Raw genomic sequence first — 17,357 nt, forward strand, 5'->3', positions numbered from 1 at the left:
TTGTGCGATCGATACGCGCTCGGATGGCGAGACCGACAGCGGATAATTTTACGCTGTGCATGCGTTTCTGCTATGAAGCACCGGCAGTTGTGCTGATCGGGTTTTCGTCTGTACAATTGCAGCTGTCACATTTTTGCAGTTTTCGTCGGCTTGTGCTTGCTTGAAGGCGCCAGCGTCCCACCTATAGGCGGTGCTGCCCGGCGGGCAGGGTTTAGAAGAAAGCAGTCATGTTAGCGCGACCGATTGAACCGACCAACGCCGAGACGGAGTTGGCTCCCCCGGCGGACGGCCGGACGCGGGGCGATGCGTTCGACCTCGCGCAGCGTCATTCGCGTCGCGTGCGCGTTCTCAAGTTCGCCGTGCCGCTGGCAGCCGCGTTGATCGCCGTCGCCTTCCCGATCTATTCCTATCTTGCCGCGCCCGTCTCCGTCGCGGTCCAGGCGGAAGGCACCGCTTTTTCCAACGGCAAGCTGGTGATGGCCAACCCCAAGCTCAACGGTTTCACCAAGCAGAAGCAGCCCTATTCGATGACGGCGCTCCGCGCCATTCAGGACGTCAGCACGCAAGGCATCATCGAACTCGAGGGCATCGACGCCAAGGTGCCGATCGCGCCTGATAATGTGGCTGCGGTCAAGGCCTCGCACGGCACCTACGATCGCGACGGCAATACGATGAACCTGACCAGCGACGTGACCATCACCACAACCGACGGCATGCAGGCCAAGTTCAAATCGGTCTTCCTCGACATGGGCAAAGGCACTATGAAGACCGCAGATCCTGTCGATGTCAGCCGTGGCGGGTCGCGGATCACGGCGGATTCGATGTCGGTCCGGGACAATGGCAGGGTTCTGGTGTTCGAGAACAAAGTGCGCGTCAACATCGATTCCGCCGCCTTGAAGACGGCAGAGGGAAACAGCGGAGAAACCAATGCGGCTCAGTAGTTCGACGCGGCTTGCGGCTGCAACTTCGGCGTTGCTGCTGCTCGGGCTGGTGCCGTCATCGGCGCAGTCCACCAGCCAGTCAGGTCTCAAACTGTCCGGCGACAAGCCCATACAGATCGAGAGCGACAAGCTCGAGGTCCGGCAGGCGGAGAGTGTCGCCGTGTTCACGGGCAATGTCAGCGTCGTCCAGGGGCCGACCCTGCTCAAAGCCGGCAAGATGACAGTGTATTACGTCAAGGATCCCAATGCCGCGGCCAAGGGCACGGAAGCCACCGGAGCGGCGATGACCGGCTCGGCCAACATCGATCACCTGGAGATTTCCGACAAGGTTTACATCAAGTCCGATGCGCAGATCGCGACCGGCGATCAAGGCAGCTTCGATATGAAGAGCCAGGTGCTGGTGCTGTCGGGCAAAAAGGTCGTTCTGTCGCAAAACGACAACGTGCTGGTGGGCTGCAAGCTCACCGTGCAGATGAAAAGCGGGCTGGCCCAGGTTGATCCATGCGCCGGCCAGCGCGTCCAGATGTCGATCACCCCGCCGCCGAAATCGGGAGCGACGAACCCCTGATGGCCAGCCTGTCGTCGCTGACGGCGCGTCTTCCGGGGCGGGCCGCTGGCAAGATTTCGGCGCCGTCCACGGTGACCGTCGATGCGGGAAAGTTCAAGGGGACCCTGATCGCCAAGGGTCTGACCAAGAGCTACAAGGGCCGCAAGGTCGTCAGCGGCGTCACCATCGGTGTGCGCGCCGGCGAAGCGGTCGGATTGCTCGGCCCCAACGGCGCCGGCAAGACGACCTGCTTCTACATGGTCACCGGCCTGGTGCCGGTGGATGAAGGCACGATCGAGATCGACGGCTTCGACGTCACCTCGATGCCGATGTATCGTCGTGCGCGCCTCGGCATCGGCTATCTGCCGCAGGAGGCCTCGATCTTTCGCGGCTTGAGCGTCGAGCAGAACATCCGTGCGGTGCTGGAAGTGGTCGAAAAGAGCCGCAAGGAACGCGACCGCATTCTCGACGAACTGCTCGAGGAATTCCACATCAGCCATCTGCGCAAGGCGCCGTCCATGTCGCTTTCCGGCGGCGAGCGGCGACGCCTGGAAATCGCACGCGCGCTGGCGACGCGCCCGGCCTACATGCTGCTCGACGAGCCCTTTGCCGGCATCGATCCGATCGCCGTCGCCGATATCCAGCAACTGGTGCGCCACCTGACGGCGCGCGGCATCGGCGTCCTCATCACCGACCACAATGTGCGCGAAACGCTCGGCCTGATCGATCGCGCCTACATCATCCATGCCGGCCAGGTGCTGACCCATGGCCGGGCCGACGAAGTGGTGGCAAATCCAGACGTGCGGCGGCTTTATCTCGGCGAGGGTTTCACGCTCTGAGGGGTTCGCCGTTTCACGGAAACGCCAAACCGCTCTATCTTTTGTCTTCACGCAATTCCGAACGTAAAACCGTCTCACACTTTCCTGGAATTGCTCTTAGGCGTGAAATTTGTTTCCTGACACGATTTTTGGCGCCTCGCGAGGCCTTTTTCTTCGATTTTGTCGCCGAATAACGCTCCGGTAAGCGAGTTTTGCTAGCCTTTGCCTTGACAAGCAAAAGCCGGGCCAGTTTCTATGGTCGGCTCAGAAATTTCTTCCGGAAGTCCGGATGCGTAGACGAGGCGTTTGAACCCGAACCATGGCGTTGGCGGCTAAACTACAGCTACGACAATCGCAGTCGCTGGTGATGACGCCGCAGCTGATGCAGTCGATTCGGCTGCTGCAGTTCACCCATGTCGAGCTCGAGCACTTCATCGACGAGGAAATCGAGCGCAACCCGCTGCTGGAGCGCGCCGAACCGCAGGACGACGCGACCAGCGACCAGGCGCAGAAGATCGAGGCCGCGCCCGAAGCGGCCGCCGATGGCGACTGGTTCGAGAATGAGACGCAGTGGAGCGCCGAGGCGATCTCGGAAAAGCTCGATACGTCGCTGGAAAACCTGTTTCCCGACGATCCAGGGACAAGCGAGCGGCTCGGCCCCGACCTGACGGCGCAATGGAAGTCGGCTTCGGGCAATGGCGGCGGCTCCTCGTCCGAAGGTTTTGATGCCGGTGATATGGCCGCCGCGGCGATCACGCTGCGCGACCATGTCGGCGAGCAGATCGCGCTCGCCTTCGCCGACCCGGCGCAGCGGCTGATCGCCGGCGACCTGGCCGATGGCCTCGACGAAACCGGCTACCTGCGCGCCGACATGGCCGAGATCGCCGCGCGCCTCGGCACGGACGCCGCCACTGTGGGCAAGGTCCTGGCGGTGTGCCAGGCCTTTGAGCCTACCGGCCTTTTTGCACGCGACCTTGCCGAATGCCTGTCGCTGCAACTGGCCGTGCGCGACCGGCTTGATCCGGCGATGAAGGCCCTGGTCGCCAATCTCGAACTCCTGGCGCGGCGCGATTTCCATGCGCTGAAGCGGATCTGCGGCGTCGACGACGAGGACCTGCTCGACATGCTGGCCGAGATCCGGGCACTCGATCCTCGACCGGGCATGGTGTTTTCAGGTGGCGCCAGCGACGCCATCGTTGCCGATGTCGAGGTGCGCGCGGCCAATGATGGCAGCTGGACGGTCGAGCTCAATGCCGAAACGCTGCCGCGCGTCCTGGTCGACCATGTCTATTTCGCCCAGGTCTCGCCGCAGGCGAAAAACCAGGCGGAAAAGGATTTCCTGGCCGAATGCCTGCAAAACGCCAACTGGCTGACGCGAAGCCTCGACCAGCGGGCAAAGACCATCCTCAAGGTCGCCTCGGAGATCGTTCGGCAGCAGGACGCATTCCTGGTCCATGGCGTGCGCCAGCTGAGGCCGCTCAACCTGCGCACGGTGGCCGACGCCATCGGCATGCACGAATCGACGGTCAGCCGGGTCACCGCGAACAAGTACATGCTGACGCCGCGCGGCGTGTTCGAGCTTCGGTACTTTTTCACGGCCTCGATCGCCGCGTCGGGCGGCGGGGACGCGCATTCCTCGGAATCGGTGCGTGACCGCATCAAGCAACTGATCGATGAGGAAAAACCCGTGGACGTGCTTTCCGACGATGCGATCGTCGACATGCTGCGCGAGAACGGTGTCGATATTGCCAGGCGCACGGTCGCCAAGTACCGGGAGGGTATGAATATTCCTTCGTCGGTGCAGCGCCGGCGTGAAAAACGCGCACTCGCCAGCGCCGGGCGTTAGGGCCGCCCGATTTTCCACAGCTTCTGAGCTTCATTGACAAGCCGCGGCGAAGTGGCTAGAAGCCCGCCCGCATGAGACGGGCTAGATGCCCGCATGCGGATGGTCCGTCACGACGTTGGCCTCGGGACGGCCCAAAAGGGCGGCTCGTGATCAATCGGAAAGTTCGGATTTAAAATCGGCGCGAGTGACGCCGCAAAGCTTGTGCGCGCGGACCACGAGTATAAACTCGGGCCAGTTTGAAGCCTGAGCAAGGAAGGTCAGTTTTCAGATGAATCTGCGCATATCGGGAAAACATATGGATATCGGCGATGCGTTCCGGACACGCATCAACGATCGCGTCGGCGAGGCGATCGGGAAGTATTTCGATCGCGGCTTTGCCGGACACGTCACGGTCATCAAATCGGGCTCGCGCTATTCGGCGGACTGCATGATCCGGCTGGATTCCGGCGCTTCGCTGCAGGCTACGGGCGATGCCCAGGACCCGACGCTCGCCTTCGAGGCGGCGGCGGATCGTCTGGAAACCCGTCTGCGGCGCTACAAGCGCCGGCTGAAATCGCACAATTCGGGCGCCGCCAACGGCGAACCGACCGACATTGCCTACACGGTGATGGCGCCGCTTGCCGATGATGACGAGGACATCCCGGAGAATTTCGCGCCGGCCATCGTCGCCGAATCGACCATGACGCTGAAGACCATGTCGGTGGCGTCGGCGGTTATCGAACTCGATACCAAGGACACCCCGGTCTTCGTCTTCCGCAACGCCGGAAACGACCATCTCAACATCGTCTATCGCCGGCCCGATGGAAACATCGGCTGGATCGACCCGTCCACGACCAAGGTCGCACAGGAATAAAAAGCCGGCCGCACGAGGGGTGGGGACTGGTGACGGCAGGCGAACAAGGGATTTTCAAGCATGGGTCTGAGCGATCTTATCAACGTTCCGGCGATAATGCCGGCGTTGAAGGCGAACTCCAAGAAGCAGCTTCTGCAGCTGCTATCCGAACGGGCAGCGGCGATTTCGGGCATTCCGGAGCGGGAAGTGTTCGACACCATCCTGCAGCGCGAGCGGCTGGGCTCGACCGGAGTCGGCAACGGCATCGCCATCCCGCATGGGAAGCTGGCCGGCGTGAAGCGCATCGCCGGGGTGTTCGCGCGGCTGGAGACCCCGGTCGATTTCGAGGCGCTGGACGACCAGCCCGTCGATCTGGTGTTTCTGCTGCTGGCGCCTGAAGGCGCGGGCGCCGATCATCTCAAGGCGCTGTCGCGTATAGCGCGGGTGCTGCGCGACGCCGATACGGTGGCCAAGATCAGGGGCACGCGCGACGCTGTTGCGATCCACGCGCTGCTGTCGGACACCCAGGCCTCCCACGCGGCCTGAACTTTCCGGAAGAAACCGCGATACGGGCCGCCATGGGCGGCCCTGTCCGTTTCAGCGGGTTGCTTTCAGTGAATGGCGACCGTGGTCAGGTCGTTTTCCATCGCACCGGCCAAAGCACGGTCACGCGCATCCGAAAGCAGGATCGGCTGGCCATTGGCGGCAAACAGCGCCCACAATTCCATGCCGGGCGCGATTTCGCCGAGATTCGGGAAGCGGCCGAGCAATTCGTCGCTCGAGACCTTGCGCAGATAAGCGACCGAGCCCTCGCCGAGATGGGCGAATTCGCCATTGGTCATGGTGATAGTTTCAGTTCTGGTCATTTCAAGCCTCCTTGGCGCGAGACGCCGCTCAAGGCCATCCCGCATGAGAGCCATCGGTAAAGATCAGTCTTTCACCGATATGTTTATTTTCCGTACCAGCCGTTCGGACTCCGGCCGATCAAGATCGATCGACAAAAGGCCGTTCTTCAGCTCCGCCGCGATCACCCGCATGCCGTCGGCCAGCACGAAACAGCGCTGGAACTGGCGTGCGGCGATGCCGCGATGAAGGAATTCGCGCTCGGTGTCGTCGGTCTGACGGCCGCGCACGACCAGCTGGTTTTCCTCCGTTGTGACATCGAGATCGCTTTCGGCGAAACCGGCGACCGCCAATGTGATGCGCAACCTCTCGGTCTTGCCGTCGGCGCCGCTGAGGCGTTCGATGTTGTAGGGAGGGTAGCTGTCACCGGATTTCGCCAGGCGTTCCAGTGTCTTTTCCATGGCGTCGAAGCCAAGGAGAAGCGGGCTGGAAAAAGGCGTCATTCGGCTCATGTTACACTGTCCTCTCAAGAGCGACATAAAGTGGAAAAACCCGGATGGCATTTTTCCCGATGGTCTTGATATGGTCCGCCCCGGGGCCAAGTTCAAGCCATCAAAAAGCCCGCCCAAAAAGACCGCGTCGTGGACTCACAAGAATGATCGACATGGCGCTTGAAACGGCAAGCAGATGCAACGAGAAGCGCGCGACGGTCGGGATTATCTCCCCCGGTCGAGCGGCAGCTCGCGGTCGCTGTAGCGCCCTTCGGATGTTGCGACCGGATTCATTCAAGTGCATGGCCTAGCCAAACAAGGAATTGAAATGCCCCAATCACGCAAGATCATCATCGACACGGATCCCGGCCAGGATGATGCCGTCGCCATTTTGCTGGCGCTCGGCAGCTCCGAGCTGGAGATCGTCGGCATCACCGCCGTTGCCGGCAACGTGCCGCTGAAGCTTACCGAAAAGAATGCCCGCAAGATCTGCGAGCTGGCTGGCCGGCCGGATATCAAGGTCTACGCCGGCGCCATCCGGCCGCTGCTGCGCGAACTGGTCACCGCCGAGGAAGTGCATGGCAAGACCGGCCTCAACGGGCCGCAATTGCCCGAACCGACGATGAAGCTGCAAAAGGAGTACGCGGTCGATTTCATTGTCGAGACGCTGATGAAGGAAGAGAGCGGCACCATCACGCTTTGCCCGCTCGGCCCGCTGACCAACATAGCGCTTGCGCTGATCCGCGAACCGCGCATCGCGCATCGGATCAAGGAAATAGTGCTGATGGGCGGCGGCTTCTTCGAGGGCGGCAATGTGACGCCGGCGGCCGAATTCAACATCTATGTCGATCCGCATGCCGCCGATATCGTGCTCAAATCCGGCATTCCGATCGTGATGATGCCGCTGGATGTCACCCACAAGGCGCTGACAACCGCCAAGCGCACGCAGGCCTTCCGCGCACTTGGCACCAAGGTCGGCACCGCGACAGCCGAGATGCTGGAGTTCTTCGAGCGCTTCGACGAGGAGAAGTACGGCACCGACGGCGGGCCGCTGCACGACCCCTGCGTCATCGCCTATCTGTTGAAGCCGGACCTGTTCAAGGGCCGCAGCTGCAACGTCAGCGTGGAAACCGCCTCGGAACTCACCATGGGCATGACCGTGATCGACTGGTGGGGCGTCACCAAGCGGCCGAAGAACGCCATGGTGATGCGCGACATCGACCATGATGGCTTCTTCGCGCTGCTGGTGGAGAGGCTGGGGCGGCTTTAAATCCCATCCTCATCCATTCGGCAGTCGGTAGGTGTCGACGCCGTGCTTGTGACGTTGCCGCTCCACTCGGACTTGCGAACCGATCATGTGCGGCGTCTCCACCTCACCGTCGACAAACACCAGTTCGGCGGTGTCCTCGAGACGGATTTCATATCTGTAGTGAAACCCCTGACCGACGGCACTTTTTGGATTGAGAGGCATCGTCGTAGCGTATTCGATCTTGCCTCCCACCGATTGTGTGCCGACAATGGGGTCAGCTTGCCTCATCATGACAGGTACCAGAGGCCCAAGGGCGAGAGCACAAAACATGGCTACGCCAACAGTTGCTTCGCCAAATTCTTCCTGAAGCAAAAGCAGGCGATTTCTAAAAGAAAACCCGGATGTGCCCATACTCAGTAGGTAAGTAGGCTATCGATTTTACTTCAAGGGAGCTTTTTAAAATTGGTCCCGATGGTTCAATTCGCAAACCGGTAGGAAACGGAACCATTGTCGCGGGTAACGCGCTCAATCCTGGCGTTTGAGCCGATGAGGTGCGGTTGCTCATCGTCGACAAGTACCAACGAGTTGTCGTTGAGTGACAGGGCGTAAGTGGGGCCGTCATTCTTGCCCCAGTAGACGCTCCTGATCGTTCCATCGATCGTGTCAACCGACCGGATCGGGGTTGCGTCGTTGGCCCATTTGCTTGCCGCCAACACAACCATGATGGCAAACACACCGACGAAGAGTATCACGCCAGGCGCGTTCCTCTTCAAACTATCCCAGGTCCAAAAGACAGACATGAATCCCTCAACATGGATTCATGTGGTGGGGGTAGAACACACTTTCAATCGGTTGCCATTCCAGAACACTGCAACTCTTCATCACGCCGGCCTCGCGGCTCCTACCGTTACTTCGACCGCGAAAATGCCAGCCACAGGCCGCCGCCGACCAGGAAGCTGCCGCTGATCCTGGACATGAGCTTGATGCGGCTGGCTGACAGCAGGCGCCCGGCGCGGCCGGCTGCCAGCGCGTAGGTCGAATCCGAGACGGCCGCGAAGATCATGGCGGTGAGGCCCATGACGACGATCTGCAGCGAGTAATTGCCCTGCGGCGCGATGAACTGCGGAAAGAAGGCGCCGAAGAACACCAGCGTCTTGGGATTGCTGAGCGCCACCAGCAGGCCCTGCAGGAAGAAGCCACCGCGCGGCTTCCTCGCCGTTCCATCGGCGTTCAGCTTGCCCTTGGAACGGAACATCTGCACTCCCATCCAGATCAGATAGGCGGCGCCGATCAGCCGCACCCATTCGAACCAATGGCCCATGCCCGCAATCAGCGTGTTGAGGCCGATGCCGACAATGGCGATCATCACGGCCAGCCCGGCCTGCGTGCCGGCAACATTGGCGAGACCGGCACGGGAGCCATGGCGGATGCTGTTGGCGATGATCAGCGTGACTGTCGGGCCGGGCACCAGGATGATGACGATACAGGCGAGGACATAGGCGGCGTAGAGTTCCAGCGACATGATTTTCCCTCGGAATGCCGCCGATGCGGCGCGGCTGGCGACAATCAATGCATGACAAGAATGCTCGCGCAAGCCTGCCCGCGAGGCACTGTGATCCTCCAGTGAACCCGGGTCAGGCGCCGGCGGGCCAGGGCAGGATCGCCTCATAGGCCGCCGCCGCCTTCAGCACGGCGAGGTCGCCGCGCGGCCGGCCGATCAACTGCATGCCCATTGGCCGGCCTCTGTCGTCGAAGCCGACCGGCACATTGACCGCCGGGCAGCCGCCCAGGGTGGCGAAGGCGGAAACCTGCATCCAGCAATGGTAGCTGTCCATCGCTCGTCCGGCGACTTCATGTGGCCAGTGCGTGCCGATATCGAAGGGGAAGACCTGCGCGGTCGGCAGCGCGATGAGATCGAAGCGGTCGAAGATCGACAGCAGCGTTCGATGCCAGGACGTGCGGATGACCGAGGCCGCGCGGATCCGCGGCGCCGTCAGCCGCATCGCGTTCTCGACTTCCCAGATGGCTTCCGGCTTCAGCAGGCCGCGCTTCGAGGGATCGTCATAGTGGGTCTTGAGCGCACAGCCGCTGCTGGCCTGGCGCAGCGTCACGAAGGCCTGCCACAGCGCTTCGAAATCGACATCCGGCAGCAGGGGTTCGGTCAGGAAGGATGCATCAGCGAACCGGTCCAGCGCGGCCTCGCACAGATCGAGGATGCCCGGTTCGACCGGCAGGTGACCGCCGAGATCACGGAGCCGGGCAATGCGACCGCCAGTCGCTGCTGTTGCAAGCCCTTCGAGGAAGGAGCCTGGTTTCTCGTAGGACAAGGGCGCGTGCGGATGATAACCCGCCTGCACGTCGAGCAGCAGCGCCATGTCGCGGATATTGCGGCCCATCGGCCCGTCGACACCCATCTGCGCCTGGAAGACTTCAGGGTCCGGCCCGCCGGGGACAAGCCCTTGCGACGGCCGGAAGCCGTAGACATTGTTCCAGCCTGCCGGATTGCGCAGCGAACCGCCGAAGTCGCTGCCATCGGCGACAGGCACCATGTCGAGCGCCAGCGCCACCGCCGCGCCACCGCTCGAGCCGCCGGCGGTCAGGGCAGGGTCGAAGGCGTTCAGCGTCGGCCCGAAAACGGTGTTGTAGGTGTTGGAGCCAAGGCCGAATTCGGGGACATTGGTCTTGCCGATGATGATGGCGCCGGCGTCACGGATACGCTCGACGAAGAAGTCGTCTTCCTGCGGCACGAAATCGGCAAAGATCGGCGAGCCGAACGAGGTCCTGAGGCCGGTGGTCGAGGCGAGGTCCTTGATGGCGATCGGCAGGCCGATGAGCGGGCCGGTTTCGACACCCGCCCTCTGCTGGACATCGGCCGCATCGGCCTCGCGCAGGATATCGCCACGGTCGCGCAACGAGACGATGGCATTGACCAGCGGGTTGACCGCCTCGATCCGGTCGAGGAATGCCGTCACCACTTCGCGCACGGAGAGCTTCTTCTGCCGGATCGCGGCGGCAAGCGCGACAGCGGACATACGGCAGATGTCGCCGGCCGGCGGCACGGCATGCTTCGTCCGAGGGCGCATCATCTCAACGGGTTTCCAGCAGCGCCTGGTCGACATCCTTGGCCAGCGGGATCGCCGGCTGGGCGCCCGGCTTGAGGCAGGCCAGCGAACCAGCCGCGCCGGCGCGCGCCAGCGCCTGTTCGAGCGTGAGGCCGGACGAGAGGCTGGCGGCGAAATAACCGCAGAACGTATCGCCGGCGCCGACGGTGTCGACAGGGGTGATCTTCATTGCCGGAATGGTCAGGAAATCGGTCGGTGTCGCCGCCATCACGCCGTCACCACCAAGCGTGACGACGATGGTGCGGCCGGTTTTCCCGGCAAAGTCGCGCATGCGCGCCGCCCGGTCGCGGCCGCTCAACTTGAGCGTCTCGCCGTAGAGGTCGAACTCGGTCTCGTTGGCCACGATATAGTCGGCCTTGCCGAGCAAGGCGGCGGCCTCGCCCTGGAAGGGTGCAGTGTTGAGCACGGTGATGGCGCCTGCCGCTCTTGCCTGATCAAGAGCTGCGCCGACGGTCGCAAGCGGGATCTCATGCTGCAGCAGCACGACATCGCCTTTCTTCAAGAAGGCCTTGGAGAGGTCGCCGGGCAGGACGGACGCGTTGGCGCCCGGCACCACGGCGATGATGTTCTCGCCGTCGTCGCCGACCATGATCAGCGCCGTACCCGTCGAGGCAAATGTCTCTGCGACCCCGGACAGGTCGACCTTGCCCTCGCGCAGCAATGCCAGCGCCTCGGGAGCGAAGCTGTCCTTGCCAACGGCGCCCACCATGCGCACGGGGACGCCGGCGCGAGCCGCGGCCAGCGCCTGGTTGGCGCCCTTGCCGCCGGGCGCAGTGGTGAAGCTCGAGCCGCCCACCGTCTCGCCGGGCCTCGGCAAGCGGTCGACTTTGGCGATTAGGTCGAGGTTGATCGAGCCGATGACGATAATCAAGGAATGCCTCCTGCTGAATGCGCGGGAAGCTACCCTGTAAGACCGCTGGTTTCCAGAGCTTGCTGATGTCGCAAGCGCCATGGTGTTGGGCCATTCGCTGAGGTCAGCGAGGTGATGTCATTTCCATATGACGTGAAAACGCCGGCGAAAGGATATTTCGCCGGCGTTGCAGCGGTATCCGAGCCATTTCAAGATGTGATCTGCCCCGCTTCCCAGCCCAGGATGGCGCGCTTGCGGGTCAGGCCCCAGTGATAGCCGGTGAGGTCGCCGGATTTACCGATGGCGCGATGGCAGGGCACCACGAAGGAGAGCGGATTGGCGCCGTTGGCGGCGCCGACCGCGCGGCTGGCGCTCGGCGCGCCGATGCTGGCGGCGATCGAGGAATAGGTGCGGGCCCTGCCCATCGGGATGTTGAGCAGCGCCTCCCAGACACGAACCTGGAAGTCGGTGCCGATCATGACGACATGCAGCGGCTGGTCGGGGCGCCACAGTGTCGGGTCGAAGATGCGCGCGGCATAGGGTCCCGTGGCGGCCATGTCCTCGACATAGATGGCGTTCGGCCAACGGCTGGACATGTCGGCGAAGGTGGCGCGCTCCTCGCCCGAGTCACTGAAGGCGAGGCCGGCAAGCCCGCGATCGGTGGCCATGATCAGGGCAGTGCCGAACGGCGAGGGATGGTAGCCATAGCGGATGGTGAGGCCGGCGCCGCGCGTCTTGTAGTCGCCCGGCGACATCGCCTCATGGGTGACGAAGAGGTCATGCAGCCGGCCAGGGCCGGACATGCCCAATTCGAACGACGTTTCGAGCAGCGGCATGCCGGAATCGAGCAGCCGGCGGGCATGGTCGAGCGTCACCGCCTGCAGGAAGGCCTTGGGCGACAGGCCGGCCCAGCGGGTGAAAAGCTTCTGCAGGCCGGTCGGCGTCTCGCCGACCTCCTCGGCCAGTTCCTCCAGCGACGGCTGGTCGCGATAGTCGAGGCTGATCTTCTCGATGGCGCGGCGCACGATTTCGTAGTCGCTGCCTTCGGGCGTGATGTCCTTTTTGAGGACTGCTGTCTGTGTGCTCATCGAACTGTCTCCTCGGTCAGGAATATCGCCCCTCAGGGCGTCGGTCGCCACCCGAAACTTGCCTTCTTGCCGCGCATACCCAGATAGACACGGAATTTCGAGCCCAGGAGGCGCCGATGGCTGGCGAGAAAGTGCATCTGACGGGGGAAAAAGAAACCTTGCTGATGACGCTCTACGGCAAGGCGCGGGAGAGCAGGTTGCCCAATTCGCTGCTCGGGGATCGTTTCGCCGACGAGGCGGTGCGCAAGATCGACTATGATTTCTCCAGGCTCAAGGTCGACGACAATCTTGGCGTTGGCCTGGCGATCAGGGCAAAGACGCTGGACGTCCGCGTCGAGGACTTTCTCGCCAGAAATCCCGACGCCATCGTGCTGCATCTGGGGTGTGGGCTCGATACACGCATCTTCCGTGTCGATCCGCCAGAAGGCGTGGAGTGGTTCGATGTCGACTACCCGGAAGTGATCCAGCTCAGGCGCAAGCTCTACCCATCCCGGGACCACTACCACCTGATCGGTTCGTCGCTGACCGAACCGGATTGGCTGGCTGAGGTGCCGCGCAGCCGGCCGGCCGTCGTGGTGGCGGAAGGGCTGACGCCCTATCTCCCAGCCGATGAGGGGCCACGCCTGCTAGCGCGGCTTGTCTCGCATCTTGCCAGCGGCGAGCTGATGTTCGACGCCTACAGCCATTTCGGCCTGAAGCTGCTTCGTCTCAATCCGACCATCAAGGCGACGGGCGCAGAAGTTCACTGGGCGATCGACGACCCGCATGAACTGGAGCGGGCCGTTCCGAAGCTGCGATTCGTCGAGGACATCTCGGCCTACAAGCCCGAACACGCCGCCCGCATGGGCTGGTCCGCCAAGCTGTTCGTTCGGCTTTGGAGACACATTCCCGCATTGCGCAAGGTCGGCAGGCTTTTGCGCTACCGGTTCTAGAATCAACGCGCCCTGGCAGTCGCCAGAGCCCGCGAAAAGGCGGTGGCGAAACTTTCGCGAGAGTCGGGGTCCAGGAAAGACCCGATCGGCACGTTCTGGCCCTGAGCCTCCACCGTCATCCTGGTGATGCCGATCTCGGCATGACGGGCGACTGAAAACCGTGCCCAGAACGGGTTGAAGCGGTGTGCTTCCGATTTTCCCGACGGCGCTGTCTTTCGGATGTCGAGGCTGGTGCGGGAAACCGACACCTCCTCGCGGGCGCGGGCGGCCCGATAGTTGGCACGAAAGGCGATGTAGACGGCGACCACGTCGAGGCCGAAGAAGCCGAACACCGGCCAGGCGCCGCGCGACAGGAAAAACGCGCCAGTCACCAGCCAGCCAAACAGCAGCGCGCCCATGAGGATGAAGAAGCCTGTCCTTCCCAGCGACCGGTGCGGGGTCAGCAGTGCCTGAAAGAATGGTTCGTCGGCCTGAAATGAGGCGTTTGTGTCGCTCATGACTGGACATTATAGGAAGAGAATGGCGAGCCCCAAGTCCAAAGAGTCCTCAATGCCCAAAAAAGAGCTGCCGGCCGGACGGCGCGACGGTTCGAACGCCAAACCGCGGCCGAGGCCGGTGCGACGCTCGTCGCGCTACAGCGCGGCCGAAGTGCACGAGATCTTCCGGCGCTTCTCCGTCCAGCGGCCGGAGCCAAAGGGCGAGCTCGAGCATGTCAACGCCTTCACGCTGCTGATCGCGGTGGTGCTTTCGGCGCAAGCGACCGACGCCGGCGTCAACAAGGCGACGCGGGCGCTGTTCAAGGCCGCCGACACGCCGCAAAGGATGCTGGCGCTCGGCGAAGCCAAGGTCGGCGAGTATATTCGCACCATCGGACTCTGGCGCAACAAGGCCAAGAACGTCATCGCGCTGTCGGAGGCGTTGATCCGCGACCATGGCGGCGAGGTGCCCGGCGACCGCGACCAACTGGTCAAGCTGCCGGGCGTCGGGCGCAAGACCGCCAACGTCGTGCTCAACATGGCCTTCGGCCAGCACACCATGGCGGTCGACACCCATATCTTCCGCATCGGCAACCGGCTCGGCCTGGCGCCCGGCAAGACGCCGGAACAGGTCGAGCAGGGGCTGTTGAAGATCATTCCAGACGAGTACATGCGCCACGCGCATCACTGGCTGATCCTGCACGGCCGCTATGTCTGCAAGGCGCGCAAGCCGGATTGCCCGGCCTGCGTGATCGCCGACATCTGCAAGGCGCAGGAGAAGACGACCAGCATTCCGGCGCCCTTGGTGCCGATCGCTCCTCTTGAAACGGTTGCCGCTGAAGATCAGGTGCCGTAGCCGCGCGCCATCGCCGCGGCGAAGACCGGAATCAGCAGGAAGATGAACGCCTCGGCGCGGATGTAGGTCTTCACCGAAGCAAGCTCGGCTGCCGGCACCAGGAACGAGGGATTGGCGCTTGCCTGCCTGTTCCAGGAAATGAAGCGGACGGTCGGGATGATCGACAGCAGCCCCACGACCGCAAACGCCGCCATCTTGGCCCAGAACACCCAGTTATAGATGTAGAATTCCCAGCCCTTGAGGCCGTAAAAGACGCGGCCGATGCCGACGACGATGATCAGCGCGGCGATGATGCCATAGTGACGGTCGATGCCGGCGAGCCGCTTGAGCGTGGTGGCGGGCAGGTCGCCGCGGATCAGCACGAATTCGGCGCCGATGATCCCCGCTAGGGAAAACACCAGCAAATGATGGACGATGGCGAGCACAAGATCGGTGGTGTCCATGTCTTTTCCTCGAACGAAGAGGCCGGCACGCGGATCGCGGCGGCTGAATCACGCCTTGGAAAAGTAGCATCATTGACGGAAAATCCCATCCCGAAGCTCGAGCAGAAGAGGGCCCGTCATTATCGCTGAATGTCGGTCCTGCCTCGCCATCAGCAGCGTTGACGCTGGGTTTCGGCACGGTAGGTTTGCAGCGCGGCGGCGTCTATATGAACATGGCCTGGCGCGGCTGAGAAAGATTGTCCCGCCTGGAAGATGACATATCCTGCCTTGGCCCTTGCTTGACCCTGGCCATTTGCTACGCGCCGGGTAGGCAAGCGAGGCAGAGTCCATGAGCAGTCCAAAAGCAACCGGCGTTCCTGTCATCGAGACGGAGCGAACCATCCTGCGGTCGCACCGAATGGAGGATTTCGACGCCTATGCCGCCATGTGGGTCGATCCGGTCGTTACCCGTTTCATCGGCGGCAAGCCACGCACGCGCGAGGAAAGCTGGATGCGCTTCCTGCGTCATGCCGGCCTGTGGTCGCTGCTCGGCTACGGTTTCTGGGCGATCGAGGAAAAGGCGACAGGCCGCTTCATCGGCGAGGCCGGCTTTCACGATCTGAAGCGCGATATGGAGCCGTCGATCGAAGGCATTCCCGAGGCAGGGTGGGCGCTCGTTCCGGCCGTGCACGGCGCCGGTCTTGCCACCGAGATCGTCAGCCGTGTGCATGCCTGGGGCGACGAGACGTTCGGACGTGCGAGAACCGTCTGCATCATCGATCCGGAAAACACGGCTTCGCTGAATGTCGCGGCCAAATGCGGTTACCTGGAAGTGACGCGGACCCTTTATCACGATGCCCCGACCATCCTGCTTGAGCGGCAACCTCAAGGCGGCCTGTCGGTCAAAGCCCAAGGCGCCTAGCCGGCGTTGTGGCGCAGCTTCCGTGCCAGATCGGCCCACGGATCTGCGGTGTCGCCCGCGACCGGCGTGGCGCCCCGGCCGCGCAGCACCGTCGTGGCATCGAAAGGCCGCGGCCTGGCGATCGCAAAGCCTTGCGCCAATACCGGCACGCGGTGCGGCCGTTTCCTGAAGGGGACGACACCGGCGAGCGAGGTCTTACGTCGGATCGGCCGGCGCGGGCTGGGCAATCGTCAAGGTCTTCACCAGCGTCGAAAGGTCCGGTTCATCGATGAGCATCGCCGCGTCGGCCGGCGACAGCCAGGCCCGTTGCCGTCTCCTGGCTTCCTGCCAGTCCGCCAGTTCCTCCGTCACTCTCAGCAAATAGACGATGACGTCGACACGGACAAAGCGGTTGGCCAGCCGCTTCCAGTAGGAATAGGTGCCCGCCGGTTCCTTCAGCGTCTTGCCGAGCACGCCGGCTTCCTCCTGCGCCTCGATGGTGGCCGCCTTGCGCCCGCTCTTGCCTTTCATCGGCCAACCCTTGGGCACGATGAAGCGCCTGGTCGTTCGCGACGTGACCAGCATAACCTCGACATCGCCGCGGGCGTTCAGCCGAAAGGGGATGGCCGCCACCTGGCGGATCCTCTCGCCCTTTTTTGCCTTGCGCGCGGCCTTTTTCTTGGTGGCTGCCATTCGTAAACGATCCAGTCGAAGCAATGCCGCATAGCGCGACGGGGACACCGGTGCAAAACCAAAACGTCCGCCGACGCCGCGAGGCATCCGAATACATAAGTCGGCTAAATAAATGAAAAACGCCGGCTTGTCAGCGGCAATTGGTTACAGCGGTGTTGCCGATTATCTGCGTCTGGCAGCTTGGCTCGAGTTGCGGCACGACCGGACGCGGCTGCGGCACGATCTGGCGGTCCTGGTCACGATACTGCTGCTGCTGCTGCTGGTATTGCTGCCGCTGCACCCTGTTCTGCAATATCTGCAGGTCGTTCTGCCGGATCAGTGCATTGCCGGTGGAGTCGAGGACCTGCGCGGAAGCCGGCAAGCCAACGCCTGCCAGCATTGCCGCCATGAAAACCATCGATGGTCGAAGCGCCGACATCCACTCATTCCCACTCAACAGATACTTACCTC

The 17,357-nt window shown here is 62.8% G+C and carries 22 protein-coding genes; 10 read left to right on the forward strand and 12 right to left on the reverse strand.

Annotated elements, in window-relative coordinates:
* Positions 1 to 227: 227 nt before the first annotated feature.
* The 6 genes from lptC (at position 228) to ptsN (ending at position 5,530) form a co-directional block, all read left to right on the forward strand.
* On the forward strand, positions 228 to 941 hold the full coding sequence (lptC, locus tag AC56QQ_RS07740) for an LPS export ABC transporter periplasmic protein LptC (protein WP_497126234.1): 714 nt from the start codon (positions 228 to 230) through the stop codon (positions 939 to 941).
* Positions 928 to 1,509, forward strand: coding sequence for an LptA/OstA family protein (locus AC56QQ_RS07745; RefSeq protein WP_091583230.1), 582 nt, complete (start codon positions 928 to 930; stop codon positions 1,507 to 1,509). The genes lptC and AC56QQ_RS07745 overlap by 14 nt, the downstream gene beginning before the upstream one ends.
* Entirely contained in the window at positions 1,509 to 2,327 is an 819-nt protein-coding gene (gene lptB / locus AC56QQ_RS07750) for an LPS export ABC transporter ATP-binding protein (RefSeq protein WP_091583228.1), read from the forward strand. The genes AC56QQ_RS07745 and lptB overlap by 1 nt, the downstream gene beginning before the upstream one ends.
* Positions 2,328 to 2,625: 298 nt before the next feature.
* A complete protein-coding gene (gene rpoN, locus AC56QQ_RS07755; protein WP_497101014.1) occupies positions 2,626 to 4,152 on the forward strand; it encodes an RNA polymerase factor sigma-54 in 1,527 nt (508 codons plus the stop codon).
* 268 nt (positions 4,153 to 4,420) lie between these two features.
* Positions 4,421 to 5,005 carry a ribosome hibernation-promoting factor, HPF/YfiA family gene (hpf, locus tag AC56QQ_RS07760; RefSeq protein WP_091583223.1) on the forward strand — a complete coding sequence of 195 codons (585 nt, stop codon included), beginning with the start codon at positions 4,421 to 4,423 and terminating at the stop codon, positions 5,003 to 5,005.
* Positions 5,006 to 5,065: 60 nt separating this feature from the next.
* Positions 5,066 to 5,530 (forward strand): PTS IIA-like nitrogen regulatory protein PtsN, encoded by a 465-nt coding sequence (gene ptsN / locus AC56QQ_RS07765; protein ID WP_091583220.1) that lies wholly within the window; start codon positions 5,066 to 5,068, stop codon positions 5,528 to 5,530.
* Between the two features lie 65 nt (positions 5,531 to 5,595).
* On the opposite strand, the gene AC56QQ_RS07770 is transcribed toward ptsN, so the two are convergent.
* Positions 5,596 to 5,850, reverse strand: a complete 255-nt coding sequence (locus AC56QQ_RS07770) for a BQ00720 family protein (RefSeq protein WP_013529590.1) — start codon at positions 5,848 to 5,850, stop codon at positions 5,596 to 5,598.
* Between the two features lie 63 nt (positions 5,851 to 5,913).
* Positions 5,914 to 6,339: an Hsp20 family protein gene (locus tag AC56QQ_RS07775; protein ID WP_023760739.1), complete on the reverse strand. Its 426-nt coding sequence runs from the start codon at positions 6,337 to 6,339 to the stop codon at positions 5,914 to 5,916.
* 307 nt (positions 6,340 to 6,646) lie between these two features.
* On the opposite strand from AC56QQ_RS07775, the gene AC56QQ_RS07780 reads away from it, so the two are divergent.
* The gene (locus AC56QQ_RS07780; RefSeq protein WP_497126237.1) at positions 6,647 to 7,588 is read left to right on the forward strand and encodes a nucleoside hydrolase; all 942 of its coding nucleotides are present in this window, start codon (positions 6,647 to 6,649) and stop codon (positions 7,586 to 7,588) included.
* Positions 7,589 to 7,597: 9 nt separating this feature from the next.
* Here the strand turns inward: AC56QQ_RS07780 and AC56QQ_RS07785 are convergent, their stop codons facing one another.
* The 6 genes from AC56QQ_RS07785 to AC56QQ_RS07810 all read right to left on the reverse strand — a co-directional run bounded on the left by AC56QQ_RS07785 (position 7,598) and on the right by AC56QQ_RS07810 (position 12,627).
* The gene (locus AC56QQ_RS07785) at positions 7,598 to 7,858 is read right to left on the reverse strand and encodes a hypothetical protein (RefSeq protein WP_497126239.1); all 261 of its coding nucleotides are present in this window, start codon (positions 7,856 to 7,858) and stop codon (positions 7,598 to 7,600) included.
* A gap of 185 nt (positions 7,859 to 8,043) precedes the next feature.
* Positions 8,044 to 8,319: a hypothetical protein gene (locus AC56QQ_RS07790; protein ID WP_497126242.1), complete on the reverse strand. Its 276-nt coding sequence runs from the start codon at positions 8,317 to 8,319 to the stop codon at positions 8,044 to 8,046.
* Between the two features lie 155 nt (positions 8,320 to 8,474).
* Positions 8,475 to 9,089 (reverse strand): LysE family translocator, encoded by a 615-nt coding sequence (locus AC56QQ_RS07795; RefSeq protein WP_489863267.1) that lies wholly within the window; start codon positions 9,087 to 9,089, stop codon positions 8,475 to 8,477.
* Between the two features lie 112 nt (positions 9,090 to 9,201).
* Positions 9,202 to 10,653, reverse strand: a complete 1,452-nt coding sequence (locus tag AC56QQ_RS07800; protein ID WP_497126244.1) for an amidase — start codon at positions 10,651 to 10,653, stop codon at positions 9,202 to 9,204.
* A 1-nt stretch (position 10,654) separates the two neighbouring features.
* On the reverse strand, positions 10,655 to 11,560 hold the full coding sequence (locus tag AC56QQ_RS07805) for a ribokinase (RefSeq protein WP_497126246.1): 906 nt from the start codon (positions 11,558 to 11,560) through the stop codon (positions 10,655 to 10,657).
* Between the two features lie 188 nt (positions 11,561 to 11,748).
* On the reverse strand, positions 11,749 to 12,627 hold the full coding sequence (locus AC56QQ_RS07810) for a methylated-DNA--[protein]-cysteine S-methyltransferase (protein ID WP_497126248.1): 879 nt from the start codon (positions 12,625 to 12,627) through the stop codon (positions 11,749 to 11,751).
* Positions 12,628 to 12,743: 116 nt separating this feature from the next.
* Between AC56QQ_RS07810 and AC56QQ_RS07815 the strand changes: the two genes are divergently transcribed.
* A complete protein-coding gene (locus tag AC56QQ_RS07815) occupies positions 12,744 to 13,559 on the forward strand; it encodes a class I SAM-dependent methyltransferase (RefSeq protein ID WP_497126250.1) in 816 nt (271 codons plus the stop codon).
* Positions 13,560 to 13,561: 2 nt separating this feature from the next.
* Here AC56QQ_RS07815 and AC56QQ_RS07820 read toward each other — a convergent pair whose 3' ends face one another.
* Positions 13,562 to 14,056, reverse strand: coding sequence for a DUF2244 domain-containing protein (locus AC56QQ_RS07820; RefSeq protein ID WP_489863263.1), 495 nt, complete (start codon positions 14,054 to 14,056; stop codon positions 13,562 to 13,564).
* Between the two features lie 22 nt (positions 14,057 to 14,078).
* Here AC56QQ_RS07820 and nth point away from each other — a divergent pair, with 22 nt between their 5' ends.
* Positions 14,079 to 14,891: an endonuclease III gene (gene nth / locus AC56QQ_RS07825; protein WP_497126252.1), complete on the forward strand. Its 813-nt coding sequence runs from the start codon at positions 14,079 to 14,081 to the stop codon at positions 14,889 to 14,891.
* On the opposite strand, the gene AC56QQ_RS07830 is transcribed toward nth, so the two are convergent.
* On the reverse strand, positions 14,879 to 15,334 hold the full coding sequence (locus AC56QQ_RS07830; RefSeq protein ID WP_489863261.1) for a DUF2214 family protein: 456 nt from the start codon (positions 15,332 to 15,334) through the stop codon (positions 14,879 to 14,881). The two genes, nth and AC56QQ_RS07830, sit on opposite strands and share 13 nt — an antisense overlap.
* Positions 15,335 to 15,662: 328 nt before the next feature.
* Here AC56QQ_RS07830 and AC56QQ_RS07835 point away from each other — a divergent pair, with 328 nt between their 5' ends.
* Positions 15,663 to 16,235 carry a GNAT family N-acetyltransferase gene (locus AC56QQ_RS07835; RefSeq protein ID WP_497126254.1) on the forward strand — a complete coding sequence of 191 codons (573 nt, stop codon included), beginning with the start codon at positions 15,663 to 15,665 and terminating at the stop codon, positions 16,233 to 16,235.
* A 195-nt stretch (positions 16,236 to 16,430) separates the two neighbouring features.
* Here the strand turns inward: AC56QQ_RS07835 and AC56QQ_RS07840 are convergent, their stop codons facing one another.
* Positions 16,431 to 16,907: an NUDIX hydrolase gene (locus AC56QQ_RS07840; protein ID WP_497126257.1), complete on the reverse strand. Its 477-nt coding sequence runs from the start codon at positions 16,905 to 16,907 to the stop codon at positions 16,431 to 16,433.
* A gap of 130 nt (positions 16,908 to 17,037) precedes the next feature.
* Positions 17,038 to 17,325 carry a hypothetical protein gene (locus AC56QQ_RS07845; protein WP_489863258.1) on the reverse strand — a complete coding sequence of 96 codons (288 nt, stop codon included), beginning with the start codon at positions 17,323 to 17,325 and terminating at the stop codon, positions 17,038 to 17,040.
* Positions 17,326 to 17,357: the final 32 nt, after the last annotated feature.

The organism is Mesorhizobium sp. RCAM 05099 (assembly GCF_059683685.1).